Genomic DNA, 16,182 nt, shown 5'->3' with positions numbered 1-16,182 from the left:
TTAATCATGTTATCAAATTTCTTTTCCAAAAATGAAGTCAGTGTCGATAGTCAAAAAGCCATTAATGATTTTTTAGCGGCTTATCGCTCAGATATATTTCCACATGGCATACAAGCTATTGCCCAATCTTTAACGATGCGCATGGCTAAAAAAAACATTGTCGTTAAAATGGTACTGCCGTTCCCGTGTGACGGGCAGCTTCATGATATTGCTGAGCAACTCTCAGCATTAGTTCAGCAAACCGTTAGCTTTGACGTTGAATATAATATCAACGCTGTGCGAGAGCATAATATTAAAGGTATAAAAAACATTATTGCCGTGTCGTCAGGTAAGGGCGGTGTTGGTAAGTCAACCACGGCGGTAAATTTAGCTTATGCTTTAATTGCTGAAGGGGCCAATGTTGGTGTTTTAGATGCTGATATTTATGGTCCGTCAATTCCAACCATGTTGGGATTAAAAGGCGCAAAACCTAGCTCTATTGATGGTAAGTTAATTACACCACTTGAGGCTCATGGTTTAAGTGCAATGTCGATTGGTTTTCTTGTTGATGATGCCGACGCTACGGTTTGGCGAGGGCCAATGGCAAGCCGAGCTTTTTCACAATTACTGAACGAAACCGACTGGCCAGAGTTAGATTACTTAATTGTAGATATGCCGCCTGGTACGGGTGATATTCAGTTAACCTTAGCTCAACAAGTGCCTGTAGCCGGCGCGGTGGTGATCACAACACCTCAAGACATTGCCTTAGCTGATGCTATTAAAGGTATGGCAATGTTCGAACAAGTTAAATTGCCCGTGCTCGGTATTATTGAAAATATGAGTTATCACCAATGTGAAAATTGTGGTCATCAATCACACTTATTTGGTGAAGGTGGTGGCACACGAATAGCGAAAGAAGCAAATAGTCTATTATTAGGACAATTACCGCTAGATATTCGTATTCGAGAAGATGCTGACACGGGGCGTTTTGCAATTAATGAAAATAGCACTGGAGAAGTTGCGCTGCTGTATCGTACTATAGCGCGTAATGTTGCAGCACAACTATATTATCAACTCGATATGGGTAGCCCAGTAACCGCTGAAGTCGAAGTAAGTGATAGTGAAAAATAGTTCAGTGCATAGCTAAATTAATCATAGAAATATAGTGAAACAAAGCACAACAAGCAATAAAACTAAATACAAGAATAGCGTAAAATTAACAGCAGAATTAAGCATAATTTTACGTTAATACAATACAACATAATTCAAGCAATGAATTAGAATTTATAACAACGAAACCTAAGAAGAGTCATCATGAGATTAAGTGACATAGATATAGAAGAATGCCTTAGCAAAGGGCAAATAGCAATTTCACCGCCACCTGACAGAAGTATGATATCAGGTGTTAGCGTAGATATTCGCTTAGGTAATGAGTTTCGTGTTTTTCAAGACCATACTGCGCCTTATATCGACTTAAGCGGCCCTAAACCTGAAATGCAAAAAGCCATGAACTCTGTTATGAGTGATGAGATTTATATTCCAGACGGTGATGCTTTTTTCCTTCATCCAGGTGAATTAGCTTTAGCCGTTACGCTAGAGTCAGTAACCTTACCTGACAATATAGTTGGTTGGTTAGATGGTCGCTCTTCTTTAGCTCGTTTAGGTTTAATGGTGCATGTTACCGCGCATAGAATTGATCCCGGTTGGTCAGGACAAATAGTCTTAGAATTCTTTAACAGTGGTAAATTGCCTTTAGCTTTACGTCCAAAAATGAAAATTGCCGCATTGAATTTTGAAACTATGTCGTCAAGCGCGGCTCGTCCTTATAACAAGCGCCAAGATGCAAAATATAAAGACCAAATGGGTGCAGTTGCTAGCCGTATAAGCCAAGACGAAAGTCACAAGTAGCATTATCAAATTGAATCATTAGATACTAATTTCTTACCTATGAAGAACTAGGTTACTTAATTTATTCAATGACTAAAAAAAATTATGCGAACAAAAGCCAACGAATGTATCGTTGGCTTTTTGGTTTTAAATAATGAATATATTAACTTAGTTGGCGCGCAAGGCAGCTGCTTGCGCTATTTTGATATGGTTACTTGCCTTTGAAATACAAATATTTAAAGCCGCAATTAATTTATCGCGACTATGGTAATGACCAACACTATCACTGTTTAATTCATGATGACAAACATCGATACGAGTCGAGGTTACACTAGTGTCGTGACATATAGCGCTATCAATTGGCAAACAACCAACGTTTTCTTCTATCCAAGTTAGCTTTTCATCTAACGTAAGAGCAGCAGCAGGACTATCTTCAGCTACTATATTATCAATAAATACTCGGTGAGCATTTGTTTGATCTAAAGCATTGCTAATATCTCGCACAAGTAGAGGAGGGATCACGCTGGTTAAAAAGCTTCCTGGGCCTAGTATAACTAGGTCAGCGTTTAAAATGGCTTCTACACAGCTTGGTAATGTTTTAACTAAAGGAGCCAACATTAAATTCTTGGGCATCATCGACATTTTATCAACAGATATTTCGCCGACACGGCAAAGTCCTTCAGGGTAAAAAGCCATAAGGTCGGTGGGTGTTTCAGACATAGGTAATACCGGCGTTTTAACTCTTAATAACCGACGAACAAGTTTTATCGAATCAAGCGGACGAGAATGTATTTCTCCTAATCCGTACAAAATTAAGTTACCAAGATTATGACCACCAAGTTCATCTTCACCATCGAATCGAAAGTCAAACAGTTGGCTACCAACTGACTTTTCGTCAACAAGTTGAGTAAGACAGTTTCGTAAGTCACCCCAAGCAATTGAACTACTGCGTTTTCTTAAACGGCCGGTAGAACCACCATTATCTGTTGTGGTAACAATACCAGTAAGTTGGTTGCCTAAAAAGGAGAGGGTAGATAGTACACGTCCTAAGCCGTGTCCACCACCAATGGCAACAACGTTGAGCTCTTTTAGCTGCATATAATTTTTTATCTTTTCAATTGAAAACCAACTTTACCTTTTTATGATTAATAAATAAAGCAACTCGCTATAGTCTATAGTGCTGTTAGAAGGATTAATCAACAAATCACTATATACTCAGGTATTGTTATTCATTTTAGTTCAGTTGGAATTTATATGGATGTTGCTCATTGTTGTTGGCAAATGTATGCGTTATTAATAACGCATACATTTTGACGATTAAATTAACTCGAATAAGTAAAATTTAGGTAAAATTTAAACAACTTGTATTATAAGTAATCAGTTAACTTAAATCTTTAAAAAAAATGACCTAATATCTAAAATAAGGGTTGACAGTATCATGGTCGCTGCTTAGAATGCGCCTCGCTTTCAACGAGTAACTGAGTTACTTTTTGGATGTTGGAGTAAGGTAAGTATTAGGCCACTTATTTTATTTCTATGTGGGGCTATAGCTCAGCTGGGAGAGCGCTTCGCTGGCAGCGAAGAGGTCTGCGGTTCGATCCCGCATAGCTCCACCAATATTATTCACTCGTGTTGATAGCACAAGTGAAAGATAGTTAAAAAGATAACGGCGATTGGATGAATTAGGTTGAAAGACTAGGTTAATCGGATAGCCAGAAACAAAGCTTTATTGCTATGTTTTATCGTTTTAGTGTCCCTATCGTCTAGAGGCCTAGGACACCGCCCTTTCACGGCGGTAACAGGGGTTCGAATCCCCTTAGGGATGCCACTTCTTCGGAAGCTTCTTCGGAAGTAAAATGAAAATGAGTTCGTGTTTTAAGACACAAACAAGAAATATATAATGTAAATCATAAGTTCACTAGGCTAGAGCTTTATACGGTTTTATTATGGTAAGTATTTTGAGTTTATAATGTGTCCCTATCGTCTAGAGGCCTAGGACACCGCCCTTTCACGGCGGTAACAGGGGTTCGAATCCCCTTAGGGATGCCACTCGTTTTTAGTTTGATAAGTTTATTGGTAAGTGTTTTTTTGACACATACTATAGAATATACAGTGTTATTATAAGTTCACTAGGCTAGAGCTTTTTACGGTAACAAGGTGTTAAGTTTTCTATTGGTATTAATGTGTCCCTATCGTCTAGAGGCCTAGGACACCGCCCTTTCACGGCGGTAACAGGGGTTCGAATCCCCTTAGGGATGCCACCATTAACTTAGATTGATAAGTGTTTTTATACATTTAGCAATCAGATACAAAACATGAAGTAGCTAATTAGCTATGTTCATATTGTTTTAGTGTCCCTATCGTCTAGAGGCCTAGGACACCGCCCTTTCACGGCGGTAACAGGGGTTCGAATCCCCTTAGGGATGCCACTTATTATTTTACTTTTAGTAATTTAAGCAGTGCTTAAAAGTGAAATAAAAAAGCCGACTTTTGTCGGTTTTTTTATGCCTGAAATTTAGTGAGTATTGAACGAAGAACTTCAAGTTGCTAGTGTTGATACTTTCAACGAACCTGTCCCGCAGATAACTGATATTAACCTTGTCGAAGCAAATCCCACTCATTGTTTTCTTATTCTTTCCTTCCTGTAAAAAGAATGAACCATTCACAGGGAGAAAAGAAGGAGGACTGCAGGAGAAGTGCTTATACCAATTGAAATAAATAATCGATCATTTTAAGGCGGTTTAAATCGTCAATAACTGCGTTGTTTTCAATCACACACGCCCGCTATTACTCGACAATTGCTCCTGCATTGTTCTACTTACGGGCATCCATGCCCTAATCAATCAAACGTCTTGCCTGCAGGGATATGCAGGTACTTATGTTTAGTCTGGAACAATAAACATGTATTCTTGAACAATTTATCCTCGCTTAAAATTGCTCAATAATTTATTACATTTGGTATTATAAAAGGCAACTTTGAGCTTGTTACAATTATTAATAGATAAACGGCTACCCTATAAAAAGAGACCAAGAAGGTTAGATGTGTCGAATTTTTTGTGTTAATACTGGGCAGAGGCTAGGTAATATTAGCCATATCATTACTTATTTGACGAGTAAAATACTCTTTAAGAAAGTTAAGCAGTAACCTCAATTTTTTAGAGTTGGCTGTGCCTGGCGGAAAAACACCATAAACGTTTATATCGCTAAAAACATAGTCATTAAGTACGGTTTCTAAGGTTCCTGCTTTTATTTTCGGCCAAGCGTCGTACTTAGGAATTCGGGCTAAGCCATGTCCTGCCTCAACAAATGCGGTACGTGCAGCCGAGTTATTAGTTCTAATGCTTCCTTTGGTGGCAATACTGAATGAGCGACTGCCTTTCTTTAGCGTTAAGACGCCTGAAGTTAATTTATAAATCACCCATTGGTGTTCAGCTAAATCTGAAGGTTTAGTTGGCCGACCATGCTGTAGAAAGTAATCAGGGGCACCACAAAGACACGTTTCTAGAATGGCAAGCTTACTTGCTTGTAAACCAGAATCGGGTAATGGTGCACCACGTATGGCTAAGTCTATCCCTTCTTTCATAATGTTTACCACTTCATCAGTCAGCATAACATCAAGCTCTATTTTAGGGTAAATCTTCTTAAACTCATTTAGGGCTGGCACTACAGTCTGCAAGCCAATATTTACTGGACAGGTAATTTTAAGTAATCCAATAGGTTCATTTTTGAAATTTTCAATTTGCTGTTTGGCCACACTTGCTTGCTCAGCAATGATGCGACAGCGTTCATAATAGGCTTGACCTGCTTCTGTAAGGTTAATAGTGCGCGTTGAACGATTAAGCAGCTTTACTTCAAGTTGTGCTTCAAGCTTTTTCAGATGATAACTAACTACAGCGCGAGATAAGCTTAAATGTTTCGCTGCCGCACTTAAGCTACCTTGTTCAATAACTTGAGCAAAAACAACCATGCTTTTAAGCTGCTCAAATGAAATATCCATAAACACTACCTAATTAATCAAAATACATAGCCAATCTTACATTGTATCAATTATTGATACAATGTTGTCAGTTTAATCTGCATTGTTCATGTGGGTTTCTGTGCATATACTAACTGTATTGAAAATGAAGACGCAAACGCACTTACATTAACTTATACAAATAAATGGATGAATGAATATGACTAAGAAAATATTGATGGTACTTACTTCACATGACGAGCTTGGCAACACAGGTCAAAAAACAGGTTTTTGGGTTGAAGAATTTGCCGCCCCTTATTATGCATTTATCGACGCTGGCGCTGAAGTAACTATTGCTTCACCACAAGGCGGTCAAGCACCTATTGACCCAACAAGTAAGCTGGAAGATTTTCAAACAGAAGCCACTGACCGTTACGACAATGATGCTGCAGCACAAGCTAAAATTTCAGCTACAGTAAAATTATCTTCAGTTAACGAAAGTGATTTTGATGGCGTATTTTACCCTGGTGGGCATGGTCCATTATGGGATCTTACCGGTAACATTGACTCGATCACCTTGATTGAAAGCTTTTTAAACGCTGGTAAAGCCGTAGCAACTGTTTGTCATGCGAGTGCAGCGTTGTTAAATGTTAAACAAGCATCGGGCGAGTTTGCCATTAAAGGTAAAGCAGTAACTGGCTTTACAAACAGTGAAGAAGAAGCGGTAGAACTAACTGAAGTAGTGCCGTTTCTACTAGAAAATGAACTTATTAAACGTGGTGGTGAATACCAAAAAGCAGAAGATTGGCATGCCTTTGCAGTACAAGATGGCCTAATTATTACTGGTCAAAACCCTGCGAGTTCAGCGCTAGCTGCTGAGAAATTACTTGCTCAACTTTCTGCTTAAATTTACTTAGCTGTAACTTAGAAAGTCACGTATTTATAAGTGACTTTCTAAACCCAATGTATAGGAATGTGTCATGAAAGAATTACAAAATATAGCTTATACCGCAAAAGCAACAGCCACTGGTGGACGTGAAGGTAGTGCAAAATCAGACGATGGCCGTTTAAACCTTACATTGTCAACACCTAAAGGTTTAGGCGGCGATGACGGGCAGGGTACGAATCCAGAGCAATTATTTGCTGCCGGTTATGCCGCCTGCTTTATTGGCGCACTAAAATTTGTTGCCGGCCAAGAAAAAATTACTTTACCTAGTGATACCTATATCAACTCAGAAGTTGCTATTGGTGCAGTTGAAGGTGGTTTTGGTATTGCAGTTAAACTTGCGGTGTCGTTAGGTGATATGGATAAAAACGAAGCACAAGTCATGGTAGATAAAGCGCACCAAGTCTGCCCATATTCAAATGCAACACGCGGTAATATTGATATAGTGTTGAGCATTATTTAATAGTTTTTTGAACAGAATAAAGACTCAAATTTTCTGTTCAAAAAGCGCATTTATACCAATTGATTTAATGAATCGATCAATTTTAAACGAGGATAAATTTTCAGTAGCAAGGCGCTTGATTGAGCAATAGCAGGCTATTGGGATTTAAAGCAACGTAGATACTGGATATTTAAACCGCTTTAGAATGAGCGATTGTTTATATCAATTGGTATTTTACATGACTTACAGAATAATATTAGGAAATAACAATGTTAAATTTCAGTTTTCAAAATCCAACACGCATTCACTTTGGTGAAGGGCAAATTGCCGCGGTATCACAAGAAATCCCTGCAAATGCAAGAGTTTTACTTGTTTATGGTGGCGGTTCTATTAAAAGTAATGGCGTGTATCAACAAGTAATTACAGCGCTTAAAGAACATACTTTCTTCGAGTTCTCAGGTATTGAGCCAAACCCAAGTTATAACACCTTAATGAAAGCTTCTGAAATTATTAAAGCTGAACGAATTGACTACATACTTGCTGTAGGCGGCGGCTCTGTTGTTGATGGCGCTAAATTTATTGCTGCAGCAGCCTTATATGAAGGTAGTGCTGAGCAGGGTAATGATCCTTGGGACATTCTTGCTAAACAGCAAGCCGTTAAAAAAGCTTTACCTATTGGTGCCGTTTTAACGCTACCTGCTACTGGCTCTGAAAGTAATGGTAACTCTGTAGTAACAAGAGATGGCAATAAACTTGCGTTTTCAAGCCCGTTAGTTCGTCCTTTATTTGCTGTGTTAGATCCTAAAGTTACTTTGTCTTTATCAGATCGCCAAATCAGTAATGGCGTAGTAGACGCCTTTGTTCATACTATCGAACAGTACTTAACTTATAGTGTTAACGGCAAAGTGCAAGACCGCTTTAGTGAAGGTTTATTGCAAACCTTAATTGAAGAAGGCCCTAAAGCATTATCAGCCGACACTAAAGATGATTTAGACATTAGATCAAATATTATGTGGTCGGCAACCATGGCACTTAATGGTCTTATTGGCGCAGGCGTACCACAAGATTGGTCAACGCATATGATAGGTCATGAGCTTACCGGCGCCTTTGGTATTGATCATGCACGTACTTTATCGATTGTTTTACCGGCGGTAATGAAAGTACGTAAAGCACAAAAACGTGAAAAACTGCTTCAATATGCAACGCGTGTTTGGCAAATAACTGAAGGCGATGAAGATGCTCGTATTGATCAAGCTATTCGTTTAACTGAAGAATTTTTTGAAAAAATGCAAGTACCAACACGGTTATCAGACGTAGAACTTGGCAGCAAAGATATAGATTTATTGATTGAACGTTTAGAGCAACACGGTATGACGGCGTTAGGCGAAAACAGCGATATTAGCTTACAAACAAGTCGTGAGATATTAACTCTAGCGGTATAATCATAACACCAGAAAAGTAGCGTGTTGACTTGCTTTAATGGGTTAACACGATATTAGTTCATCCTCTACATTAGTTTTTATAAAGAGGTTGATAACTTAGCAAGTGAGTGTTGTAAGTTGGGGCTGATAACCTTAACTTAAGTTAGCTAAACAAATTGAAAACGGTGATATTACAATACATATCACCGTTTTTTATGCCTGAAATTTATATGTTACTCTATATTCATGACGAGTCTTAACTTTGTTGAATTTAGTTACTGCTCATTACTTCCTCCTTTTCATCTCCTTGTAAAAAGAACTATTCACAGGGAGAAAAGAAGGAGGAGTGCAGGAGAAGCCATAATTAATTTGGAATTAATTAAGCTTTTTGGTTGTTAAATAAGCGTAAACCTCAATCGTTATGAAATTTTCTTAATTAGGCTCATACTTTCTTCAGCAAAACCCACACCAGCTTCGTTATAAAAGTTAAACACTTTATCAACCCCGAAGCTTTCTAGCGCTTCATGTTCATCATCATAACGGGCAATAGCAGCTATTTTACCTTGGTAATTTGTGCGTCTTAATTGACGGGTGATACTTTTCATGTCGAGTATTGAGGGTAAAGCTAATAGTATTAGCTCAATTTTACTCAAGTCTATGCTTTCCCAAAAATCGGCATCTTCAGCATCGCCAAAATAAGCCTGAATGCTTTGTTCATTTAGCCATTCTACTTTTGCTTTATCAGTGTCTAAGCCCCAAACTTGGTTACCAACTTGAGCATTTAAAGCATTATATGCACCGATACCAACACGGCCCAAACCTATTATGGCAATAGGGGCATCGCAAGGTTGAATAAAGTCATCTTCTATTAAACGTTTTTTACTTTCAAAACGCTTAAACCTTTCTTTATGGTTGGCAAAGTAGTCGTGGGCATAGTTATATAACACGTTAGTAAGGATAAATGACAAGGCTACCGTTAATGATAATATTACTAGCCACTCAGAACTTAACCAGCCGGCTTTTTCACTTAATGCGGCGATAATAAGGCCAAACTCACTGAAGTTACTTAAGGCTAATGCGGATAAAAATGCTGTTCTGCCACGCAGTTTCAGTTTAACTAAAATAAAGAAAAACAGCATAAACTTAATAGGCAGCAACAATGTTAACACTGAGGCAATTACTAGCATTTCTACTGTAGGTAATGCGGTAAAACCGATAGATAAAAAGAAGCCAATTAAAAATATATCTTTAAAGCTCAGTAGTGACTTAGTTATTTCACTCGCTTTGGTGTGAGACGCTAAGTACATGCCAGCTAACAATGCGCCTAAATCCCCTTTAATATGCACTAATTCGAACAATTCGTAGGCACCAAAGGCAATGAAAAAGCCCATTAATGGAATTAACTCTCCATGGCCTGCTTTATCAATAGCTTTATTTATTAATGGCTTTAAAGGAATGAACAACAGCAATAAGCCAGCCCAAGGGGTTGGTATTTTACCGGTAGCTACAACTAAAAATATTACAGCGATAACATCTTGCATTACGAGTATACCAATGGCGAGTTTGCCATGGCGTGTTCGCATTTCTCCGTGTTCTTCCATTAATTTAACAACACAAACGGTGCTACTAAAGCTTAGGGCAAATACAATTAATGCTGAAGTTGTTAAACTTAAACCGCTGATAAAAGGAATAGTAATTAATGCCATACCTTTTATGATGATCACACCAACAACTAACCAAACTGCGGTGTGGCTGATACTGCCCAGCCAAACTTCGGCTTTGAGTAAGTCTTTTATATTGAGCTTTAAACCTATGGTAAATAACATTAGCGTGATACCAATGTCAGCTAATACATGAATCATGCTATCAGCTTCATAACCTAGAAAAAGTAAGATAAACCCGGCAGCCAAATAACCAATTGACGGCGGTAAAGCCACCAACTTTGTTAATAAGCCACAAATAAACGCAAAACCAATCCAAATAAATTCCATTGTTATTTACTGTTCCATCGTCATTAAATTATTAAGTTGCTGCTCAACATAATCGGCAATTATTGGTTGGGCTTCTGCGTTCGGGTGTATACCGTCGGCTTGCATAAGGCTTTTATCGGTGGCAACCGCTTCCATGAAAAATGGTAGTAAGGTTATATTGCTTGCTTTAGCAACGTCTTCAAAAACTTGCTCAAACATTTTATTATATCTTGGGCCGTAATTTGGTGTGATTTTTATCTGAATCATTGAAACTTTAATGTTTTTATCTTGTGCAAGTTTCACCATTTGTAACAAATTATTTTTTATTAACTTAGGAGAATAGCCTCTCAAACCATCGTTTCCACCTAACTCAATCAATAAATGGTCAACATCTTGATTAGCTAAAATGCCTGCTAGCCGAGATAAACCGCCACTCGTCGTTTCGCCACTAACACTGGCATTAATTATTGTGTAAGGTTGATTTTGCTCGTTAAGCTTTTTATTAAGTAAATGTACCCAACCCTGTGTGGGTTTCATCCCATAACTTGCACTGATACTATCACCTAAGAGTAAAATATTGCTGGTTGGTGTGATACGAATGCTGTTATCGAGCGTATTGGTTTTATTACCCTGTGCAGTTACGTTCGTTGAAGTAATAAAAAGTAAGCTAATAAACAATAAATAAAGTGGATAATTTTTCATGCAAGTAAATTCCGAGAGTATTCTAAGCGTTAAAGACCTAACTAAGTCAGTACAAGTTGAAGATAAAACCTTAGTTTTACTTCAAGCGTTAAATTTAAACGTTGCTGCGGGCGAATCAATTGCCATTGTTGGTTCATCTGGTTCGGGTAAAACGACTTTATTATCAATTTTAGCCGGGTTAGATTTGCCAAGTACCGGACAAGTGTATCTTAAAAACCAGCCATTACACCAGTTTAATGAAGAACAGCGAAGCCAAGTTAGAGCGCAGCATGTAGGTTTTATTTTTCAACAGTTTTTGTTAATTAACAGTTTAACCGCACTTGAAAACGTTATGTTACCTGCGGAACTGGCTAACATGCCCGATGCACAAGTTCGAGGCGAAGCTTTACTTGCACAAGTAGGGTTAGCTGACAGACTTGATCATTATCCATCTCAACTTTCTGGGGGGGAACAGCAACGTGTTGCTATTGCTCGTGCTTTTATTGCCCAACCTGATATTTTATTTGCTGATGAGCCTACCGGTAATTTGGATAGTAAAACTGGCCAACATATTACAGACTTAATTTTTGACTTAAATGCGAAAGAAGGTACAACACTGGTACTCGTTACTCATGATGCTAAATTAGCGGCAAGATGTCAGCGACAAGTTGAAATGGACAGCGGCATTTTAACCGAACCTTCAGCTTTAGTGGCTACTGATGATTTAGGCAAAGACCAAATCAATAGTAACAACATCAAGCAAAGTGAGAGTGAAACGCAAACGCCAGTTTCGCAAGAAGGTTAATTATGAGTAGTGCTAAACCAACAGCCGCTACGAAGTGGCTTTCTCAATCGTTACGCCTGTTACATCATGAGCTTCGCCGTGGTGAATTAACCATTATATTTCTCGCTATTGTACTTGCCGTTGCCACGGTATTTTCGCTTACCGGGTTTTCTGGCCAAATTAAACATGCAATTGTCTCAAACAGTACTAATACCATAGGTGCTGATCGTGTGTTGCGAATGTCTTCAGAAGTTGATAGCGCTATACTCGAGAAAAGCCAGTCTTTAGCGATAAAATCTGCACGTAAAATTGAAACTGAGTCAATGGCTTTTGCTGGCGATAACATGCTGCTTAGCGAGCTTGATGCGGTATCAGACACTTATCCTTTACGTGGTGAATTACGGGTAAAAACCTCATTAACACAAGCTGAAAGTACAGTTGTTAACGCGCCAAGCCCAGGTAGTGTTTGGGTAGAGCCAAGCGTGCTAAGTCGTTTGAATGTTGAAATCGGAGACATTATTGAAATTGGTGTGGCGCCACTGACTATTGCTGGCGTTGTTACTGATATTCCTGATCGTTCGTATCGGGCGTTTATTGCCGGCCCTACGGTGATTTTGAACATTGCTGATATGCCAAAAACCGAGTTAATTCAGCCAGGTAGTCGTATTACTTATAAATATTTATTTGCTGGCGAAACTGATGCTATTGAAACCTTTGAGACTTGGATAAAGCCACAAATTAATGAAACACAACGTTGGTATGATGCAAAAGCGGCACAAAACCGTTTATCAAGAATATTAGACACCGCAGAAAAGTTTCTTTCACTAGCAAGTATGCTCGGTATTGTATTAGCTGCAGTTGCTGTTGCGGTAGCTAGTCGCCGTTATGGTCAGCGACATCAGTCAACCGTGTCAATTTTTAAAGCTTTAGGTGCTTCTATTTCTCATGTGAGAAAACTCTATTGCTTGCACTGGACCTTATTAAGTTGCTTGAGTATAGCTACAGGTTTGTTGCTTGGGTATGGCTTGATGTTACTTGGCGTTAACGCCATTGCGAGCTATTTATCGCTAGCAGATGCCCCAGTAACCTTTAAGCCGTTTGTAACCGCTATTTTTACTGGGTTATTGTGCGCTATTGCTTTTGCTATTCATCCTATTATGAGTCTAGTAAAAAGCTCACCATTAAACGTTATTCGTGGATTTAAGCAAGTGCAAGTTGCGCGTTTTGGTTGGCATCAATTACCACCAATATTAGCCTTGTTTTTACTGCTCTTTATTTTCAGTCAAGATTTAGTCATGAGCGCTGCTTTGTTATTGGGCGGTGTGGTCGTTTCGTTTATTTTATTGTTATTTGGTCGCGGGTTAATGAGCGCAGGGCGCAGTGTTGGCACCAAGGCGGGCAAGTCTTGGCATTTGGCATTAGCAAACTTAAAGCGTCGCGCCAGTGAAAACAGTGTGCAGTTAGTCAGTTTTACCATCGCCATAAAGTTATTGCTGTTAATCACCGTAATGAAAAGCTCAATATTATCTGAGTGGGAGCAACAGTTTCCAGAAGATACACCTAATCATTACTTAATTAACATTACGCAAAACCAAATAGATCCATTAAAAGCATTTGTTGAAGAAAATAATATTGCTAACCAAGGTTTCTATCATGTTTATCGAGGGCGCTTATCGGCCATTAACGGGATAAAAACTGTTGATGAAGATAAAGAAGAAACACCTGTTACAAGCGGCGAAAATGCAGCTAATGATAAAAAGCCAAAAGCTAAGAAAGCAGAGCAACAAGAAAGCAGACAAGGCATGGGCCGTGAGCTTGGTTTAACTTGGCGCGACGAAATACCGGAAGAAAATGAAATAATATCTGGCCAGTGGTGGCAAGTTGGCGACGAAAAACCTCAAGTATCGGTTGAAAGTAATATCGCCGAACGTTTGGCTATTAAGTTAGGTGATGAGTTAACGTTTACGATTGGCTCAGACGTTTTCACTGTGCCAGTTACTAGTATTCGTGAAGTTAATTGGCAAAGTCGTCAGTTAAACTTCATCATGGTCTTTAATCAAAGTGTGCTTGATAAATTTCCTACAACATCAATCTCTGCTTGGTCGATTATGGATAAAGACCGTGACTTGGTTTATCGCTTTTTGGCAAACTTTCCAACCATAACCGTGATGGACTTTGCTGCGATTATGGCGCAACTTAATAGTATTATTGAGCAAGTAACGGTTGCTATACAGCTGATCTTAATTCTAGTAGTGCTAGCGGGCAGCTTAGTATTAGTGGCGCAAGTTCAAGCAAGTATGGAAGAGCGTGAACGAGAGCTAGCGATATTAAGAACCTTAGGCGCTAAGGGCAGTTTGCTACGCAATAGTGTGCTGTTCGAGTTTGTCGCTTTAGGTGCTATTGCCGGCTTAATGGCCAGCATTGGTATGGAAATAGCCGTTTACATCTTGCAAAGCCAAGTATTTAACATGCCAGGTAGTTTCCATTTTCAATATTGGTTAGTAGGTATTGGAGCAGGAGCACTTTTTGTTGGCAGTATTGGTATGCTTAGTTGTTGGCGTTTACTTAAACTATCGAGCGTTACATTAATTCGACGTACTATGTAACTTGCTCACTAGCGGTTTAGTTTAGTAAAACTATATGCTGGTTACAGTAGCGAGCATGGTGTTAAATAGCGTATAGTTTTAAGTACTTATGATAATAATTCTAAAAATAGGTTTTAAAAATGGGTTTACAAGGAAAGTCTGAAGGCGCAGTGAAGTTTTTACTCGTTACTGCTGCATTATTTGTTGTACTCGCGGGGATTAAAACAGCGGCAACGTTACTCGTGCCTTTTTTACTCTCGGTTTTTATCGCCATTATATGTAACCCATTAGTGGTAATGGCTGCGCGATATAAAATACCAAAACCAGTAGCAGTTATCTTCGTGATAGGCATTTTTGTTTCTATCGCGCTTTCATTAGCTGGCTTAGTAGGAAACTCGTTAAATGAATTATCACAACTTATTCCAGAGTATCGTGAGCAGCTTCAAGCGCAATTTGTTTGGTTAACTAAACAACTCGATAATTACAATATTATTATCTCGCCTGAACTGTTAATTGAATACTTCGATCCAGCTGCCGCTATGGGCTTAGCTGCCAAAATGCTCAGTGGTTTAGGTGGGGTAATGGCCAATTTATTTTTGATCATTATTACGGTAATTTTTATGTTGTTTGAGGCGTCATCATTATCGCATAAACTTCACTTAGCGCTTGATGATCCACAAGCACGTTTAAAACAAATTGACCAATTTTTAGCGTCAGTAAATAACTATTTAGCGATTAAAACCTTGGTGAGTATTGCCACCGGCGTCATCGTATCAATAATGTTATGGGCCTTTGGTTTAGACTTTTTCTTACTCTGGGGCGTGTTAGCCTTCTTACTTAACTACATTCCTAATATCGGATCTATTATCGCCGCTGTACCAGCTATGTCGTTAGCGGTATTACAATTAGGGCCGGCAGCAGCAGGTTTTATTGGTTTAGGTTACTTAACCATAAATACAGTCATGGGCAATGTGGTTGAACCGCGTTATCTGGGCCGTGGCTTAGGGTTATCAACTTTAGTGGTGTTTATTTCATTAATCTTTTGGGGCTGGTTACTTGGCACAGTAGGCATGTTGTTATCAGTACCTTTAACTATGGTGATAAAAATAGCGCTAGAAAACTCTGCAGAAGGGCACTGGTTTGCCGTGTTATTATCGAGTGAAGATGGAAGTAACAACGAAAGTAAAGGTTAGTCAGTATTATTTAATACAGGGCTGAACAACACGGAAAGATAAACATTGAAAGGGGAATTTAATTCCCTTTTTTTGTGTGCGAAAACTACAGGCAAAGCCTATTTCACTTCATCTTGATATTGTTTTTAAATAAACCTTGTTAAGTTAGATTATTACCCAGCAGTAAAAGTGAATTGCAAAAATATAGTATTGTACTTAATTAATAAGTTCAGATAATAGACTAATAAGCAACATAGATTTATTGTAAAAAAATCAATCTATTTAGTGTTGAGTTCTAGCGGTTTATTTTGATAGCCGCTATGGTTTTATAAAATGCTGACTTGAATTGGTGAGTTAATC

Annotated in this window: 12 protein-coding genes and 5 tRNA genes; 13 read left to right on the top strand and 4 right to left on the bottom strand. The window is 38.6% G+C overall.

Annotated features, from left to right (window positions below):
- Window positions 1-6 precede the first annotated feature (6 nt).
- Window positions 7-1,110 (top strand): iron-sulfur cluster carrier protein ApbC, encoded by a 1,104-nt coding sequence (apbC, locus tag AC27H3_RS07120; RefSeq protein WP_487104856.1) that lies wholly within the window; start codon window positions 7-9, stop codon window positions 1,108-1,110.
- A gap of 183 nt (window positions 1,111-1,293) precedes the next feature.
- Window positions 1,294-1,887, top strand: coding sequence for a dCTP deaminase (dcd, locus tag AC27H3_RS07115; RefSeq protein WP_487104854.1), 594 nt, complete (start codon window positions 1,294-1,296; stop codon window positions 1,885-1,887).
- A gap of 147 nt (window positions 1,888-2,034) precedes the next feature.
- On the opposite strand, the gene AC27H3_RS07110 is transcribed toward dcd, so the two are convergent.
- Window positions 2,035-2,964 (bottom strand): gluconeogenesis factor YvcK family protein, encoded by a 930-nt coding sequence (locus AC27H3_RS07110; RefSeq protein ID WP_487104852.1) that lies wholly within the window; start codon window positions 2,962-2,964, stop codon window positions 2,035-2,037.
- Between the two features lie 442 nt (window positions 2,965-3,406).
- On the opposite strand from AC27H3_RS07110, the gene AC27H3_RS07105 reads away from it, so the two are divergent.
- The 5 genes from AC27H3_RS07105 (at window position 3,407) to AC27H3_RS07085 (ending at window position 4,295) form a co-directional block, all read left to right on the top strand.
- Window positions 3,407-3,482: transfer RNA gene (locus tag AC27H3_RS07105), tRNA-Ala, on the top strand.
- A gap of 136 nt (window positions 3,483-3,618) precedes the next feature.
- Window positions 3,619-3,694: transfer RNA gene (locus AC27H3_RS07100), tRNA-Glu, on the top strand.
- A 145-nt stretch (window positions 3,695-3,839) separates the two neighbouring features.
- Window positions 3,840-3,915, top strand: a tRNA-Glu gene (locus AC27H3_RS07095).
- A gap of 136 nt (window positions 3,916-4,051) precedes the next feature.
- Window positions 4,052-4,127, top strand: a tRNA-Glu gene (locus tag AC27H3_RS07090).
- 92 nt (window positions 4,128-4,219) lie between these two features.
- Window positions 4,220-4,295 (top strand) — tRNA-Glu (locus tag AC27H3_RS07085).
- 647 nt (window positions 4,296-4,942) lie between these two features.
- Here the strand turns inward: AC27H3_RS07085 and AC27H3_RS07080 are convergent.
- Window positions 4,943-5,863 (bottom strand): LysR family transcriptional regulator, encoded by a 921-nt coding sequence (locus AC27H3_RS07080; RefSeq protein ID WP_487104851.1) that lies wholly within the window; start codon window positions 5,861-5,863, stop codon window positions 4,943-4,945.
- 178 nt (window positions 5,864-6,041) lie between these two features.
- Here AC27H3_RS07080 and AC27H3_RS07075 point away from each other — a divergent pair, with 178 nt between their 5' ends.
- The 3 genes from AC27H3_RS07075 (at window position 6,042) to AC27H3_RS07065 (ending at window position 8,651) form a co-directional block, all read left to right on the top strand.
- Window positions 6,042-6,728, top strand: a complete 687-nt coding sequence (locus tag AC27H3_RS07075; RefSeq protein ID WP_487104848.1) for a type 1 glutamine amidotransferase domain-containing protein — start codon at window positions 6,042-6,044, stop codon at window positions 6,726-6,728.
- A gap of 73 nt (window positions 6,729-6,801) precedes the next feature.
- Complete coding sequence (locus AC27H3_RS07070) at window positions 6,802-7,230, top strand: organic hydroperoxide resistance protein (protein WP_487104846.1); 429 nt, start codon at window positions 6,802-6,804, stop codon at window positions 7,228-7,230.
- Between the two features lie 248 nt (window positions 7,231-7,478).
- On the top strand, window positions 7,479-8,651 hold the full coding sequence (locus AC27H3_RS07065) for an iron-containing alcohol dehydrogenase (RefSeq protein ID WP_487104844.1): 1,173 nt from the start codon (window positions 7,479-7,481) through the stop codon (window positions 8,649-8,651).
- 398 nt (window positions 8,652-9,049) lie between these two features.
- Here the strand turns inward: AC27H3_RS07065 and AC27H3_RS07060 are convergent, their stop codons facing one another.
- Complete coding sequence (locus AC27H3_RS07060) at window positions 9,050-10,621, bottom strand: cation:proton antiporter domain-containing protein (RefSeq protein ID WP_487104842.1); 1,572 nt, start codon at window positions 10,619-10,621, stop codon at window positions 9,050-9,052.
- Window positions 10,622-10,627: 6 nt separating this feature from the next.
- A complete protein-coding gene (locus AC27H3_RS07055; RefSeq protein WP_487104840.1) occupies window positions 10,628-11,302 on the bottom strand; it encodes an arylesterase in 675 nt (224 codons plus the stop codon).
- Between AC27H3_RS07055 and AC27H3_RS07050 the strand changes: the two genes are divergently transcribed.
- The 3 genes from AC27H3_RS07050 to AC27H3_RS07040 all read left to right on the top strand — a co-directional run bounded on the left by AC27H3_RS07050 (window position 11,301) and on the right by AC27H3_RS07040 (window position 15,843).
- Complete coding sequence (locus tag AC27H3_RS07050) at window positions 11,301-12,086, top strand: ABC transporter ATP-binding protein (protein ID WP_487104838.1); 786 nt, start codon at window positions 11,301-11,303, stop codon at window positions 12,084-12,086. The genes AC27H3_RS07055 and AC27H3_RS07050 overlap by 2 nt on opposite strands.
- A 2-nt stretch (window positions 12,087-12,088) precedes the next feature.
- The gene (locus tag AC27H3_RS07045) at window positions 12,089-14,671 is read left to right on the top strand and encodes an ABC transporter permease (RefSeq protein WP_487104836.1); all 2,583 of its coding nucleotides are present in this window, start codon (window positions 12,089-12,091) and stop codon (window positions 14,669-14,671) included.
- Between the two features lie 119 nt (window positions 14,672-14,790).
- Window positions 14,791-15,843, top strand: a complete 1,053-nt coding sequence (locus AC27H3_RS07040) for an AI-2E family transporter (RefSeq protein WP_085304411.1) — start codon at window positions 14,791-14,793, stop codon at window positions 15,841-15,843.
- Window positions 15,844-16,182 lie beyond the last annotated feature (339 nt).

Source organism: Colwellia sp. NW0002-52-1 (assembly GCF_057550865.1).
Note: the sequence above shows the minus strand (reverse complement) of the source record. Positions and strands in the feature narration are given on the sequence as shown.

Excerpts from the sequence above, each read along its gene's own strand:
- AC27H3_RS07065 (WP_487104844.1), top strand. The coding sequence starts at position 7,479 with ATGTTAAATTTCAGTTTTCAAAATCCAACACGCATTCACTTTGGTGAA.
- AC27H3_RS07060 (WP_487104842.1), bottom strand. The coding sequence starts at position 10,621 with ATGGAATTTATTTGGATTGGTTTTGCGTTTATTTGTGGCTTATTAACA.
- AC27H3_RS07070 (WP_487104846.1), top strand. The coding sequence starts at position 6,802 with ATGAAAGAATTACAAAATATAGCTTATACCGCAAAAGCAACAGCCACT.
- AC27H3_RS07045 (WP_487104836.1), top strand. The coding sequence starts at position 12,089 with ATGAGTAGTGCTAAACCAACAGCCGCTACGAAGTGGCTTTCTCAATCG.
- AC27H3_RS07055 (WP_487104840.1), bottom strand. The coding sequence starts at position 11,302 with ATGAAAAATTATCCACTTTATTTATTGTTTATTAGCTTACTTTTTATT.
- AC27H3_RS07040 (WP_085304411.1), top strand. The coding sequence starts at position 14,791 with ATGGGTTTACAAGGAAAGTCTGAAGGCGCAGTGAAGTTTTTACTCGTT.
- apbC (WP_487104856.1), top strand. The coding sequence starts at position 7 with ATGTTATCAAATTTCTTTTCCAAAAATGAAGTCAGTGTCGATAGTCAA.
- AC27H3_RS07110 (WP_487104852.1), bottom strand. The coding sequence starts at position 2,964 with ATGCAGCTAAAAGAGCTCAACGTTGTTGCCATTGGTGGTGGACACGGC.
- AC27H3_RS07080 (WP_487104851.1), bottom strand. The coding sequence starts at position 5,863 with ATGGATATTTCATTTGAGCAGCTTAAAAGCATGGTTGTTTTTGCTCAA.
- AC27H3_RS07050 (WP_487104838.1), top strand. The coding sequence starts at position 11,301 with ATGCAAGTAAATTCCGAGAGTATTCTAAGCGTTAAAGACCTAACTAAG.
- AC27H3_RS07075 (WP_487104848.1), top strand. The coding sequence starts at position 6,042 with ATGACTAAGAAAATATTGATGGTACTTACTTCACATGACGAGCTTGGC.
- dcd (WP_487104854.1), top strand. The coding sequence starts at position 1,294 with ATGAGATTAAGTGACATAGATATAGAAGAATGCCTTAGCAAAGGGCAA.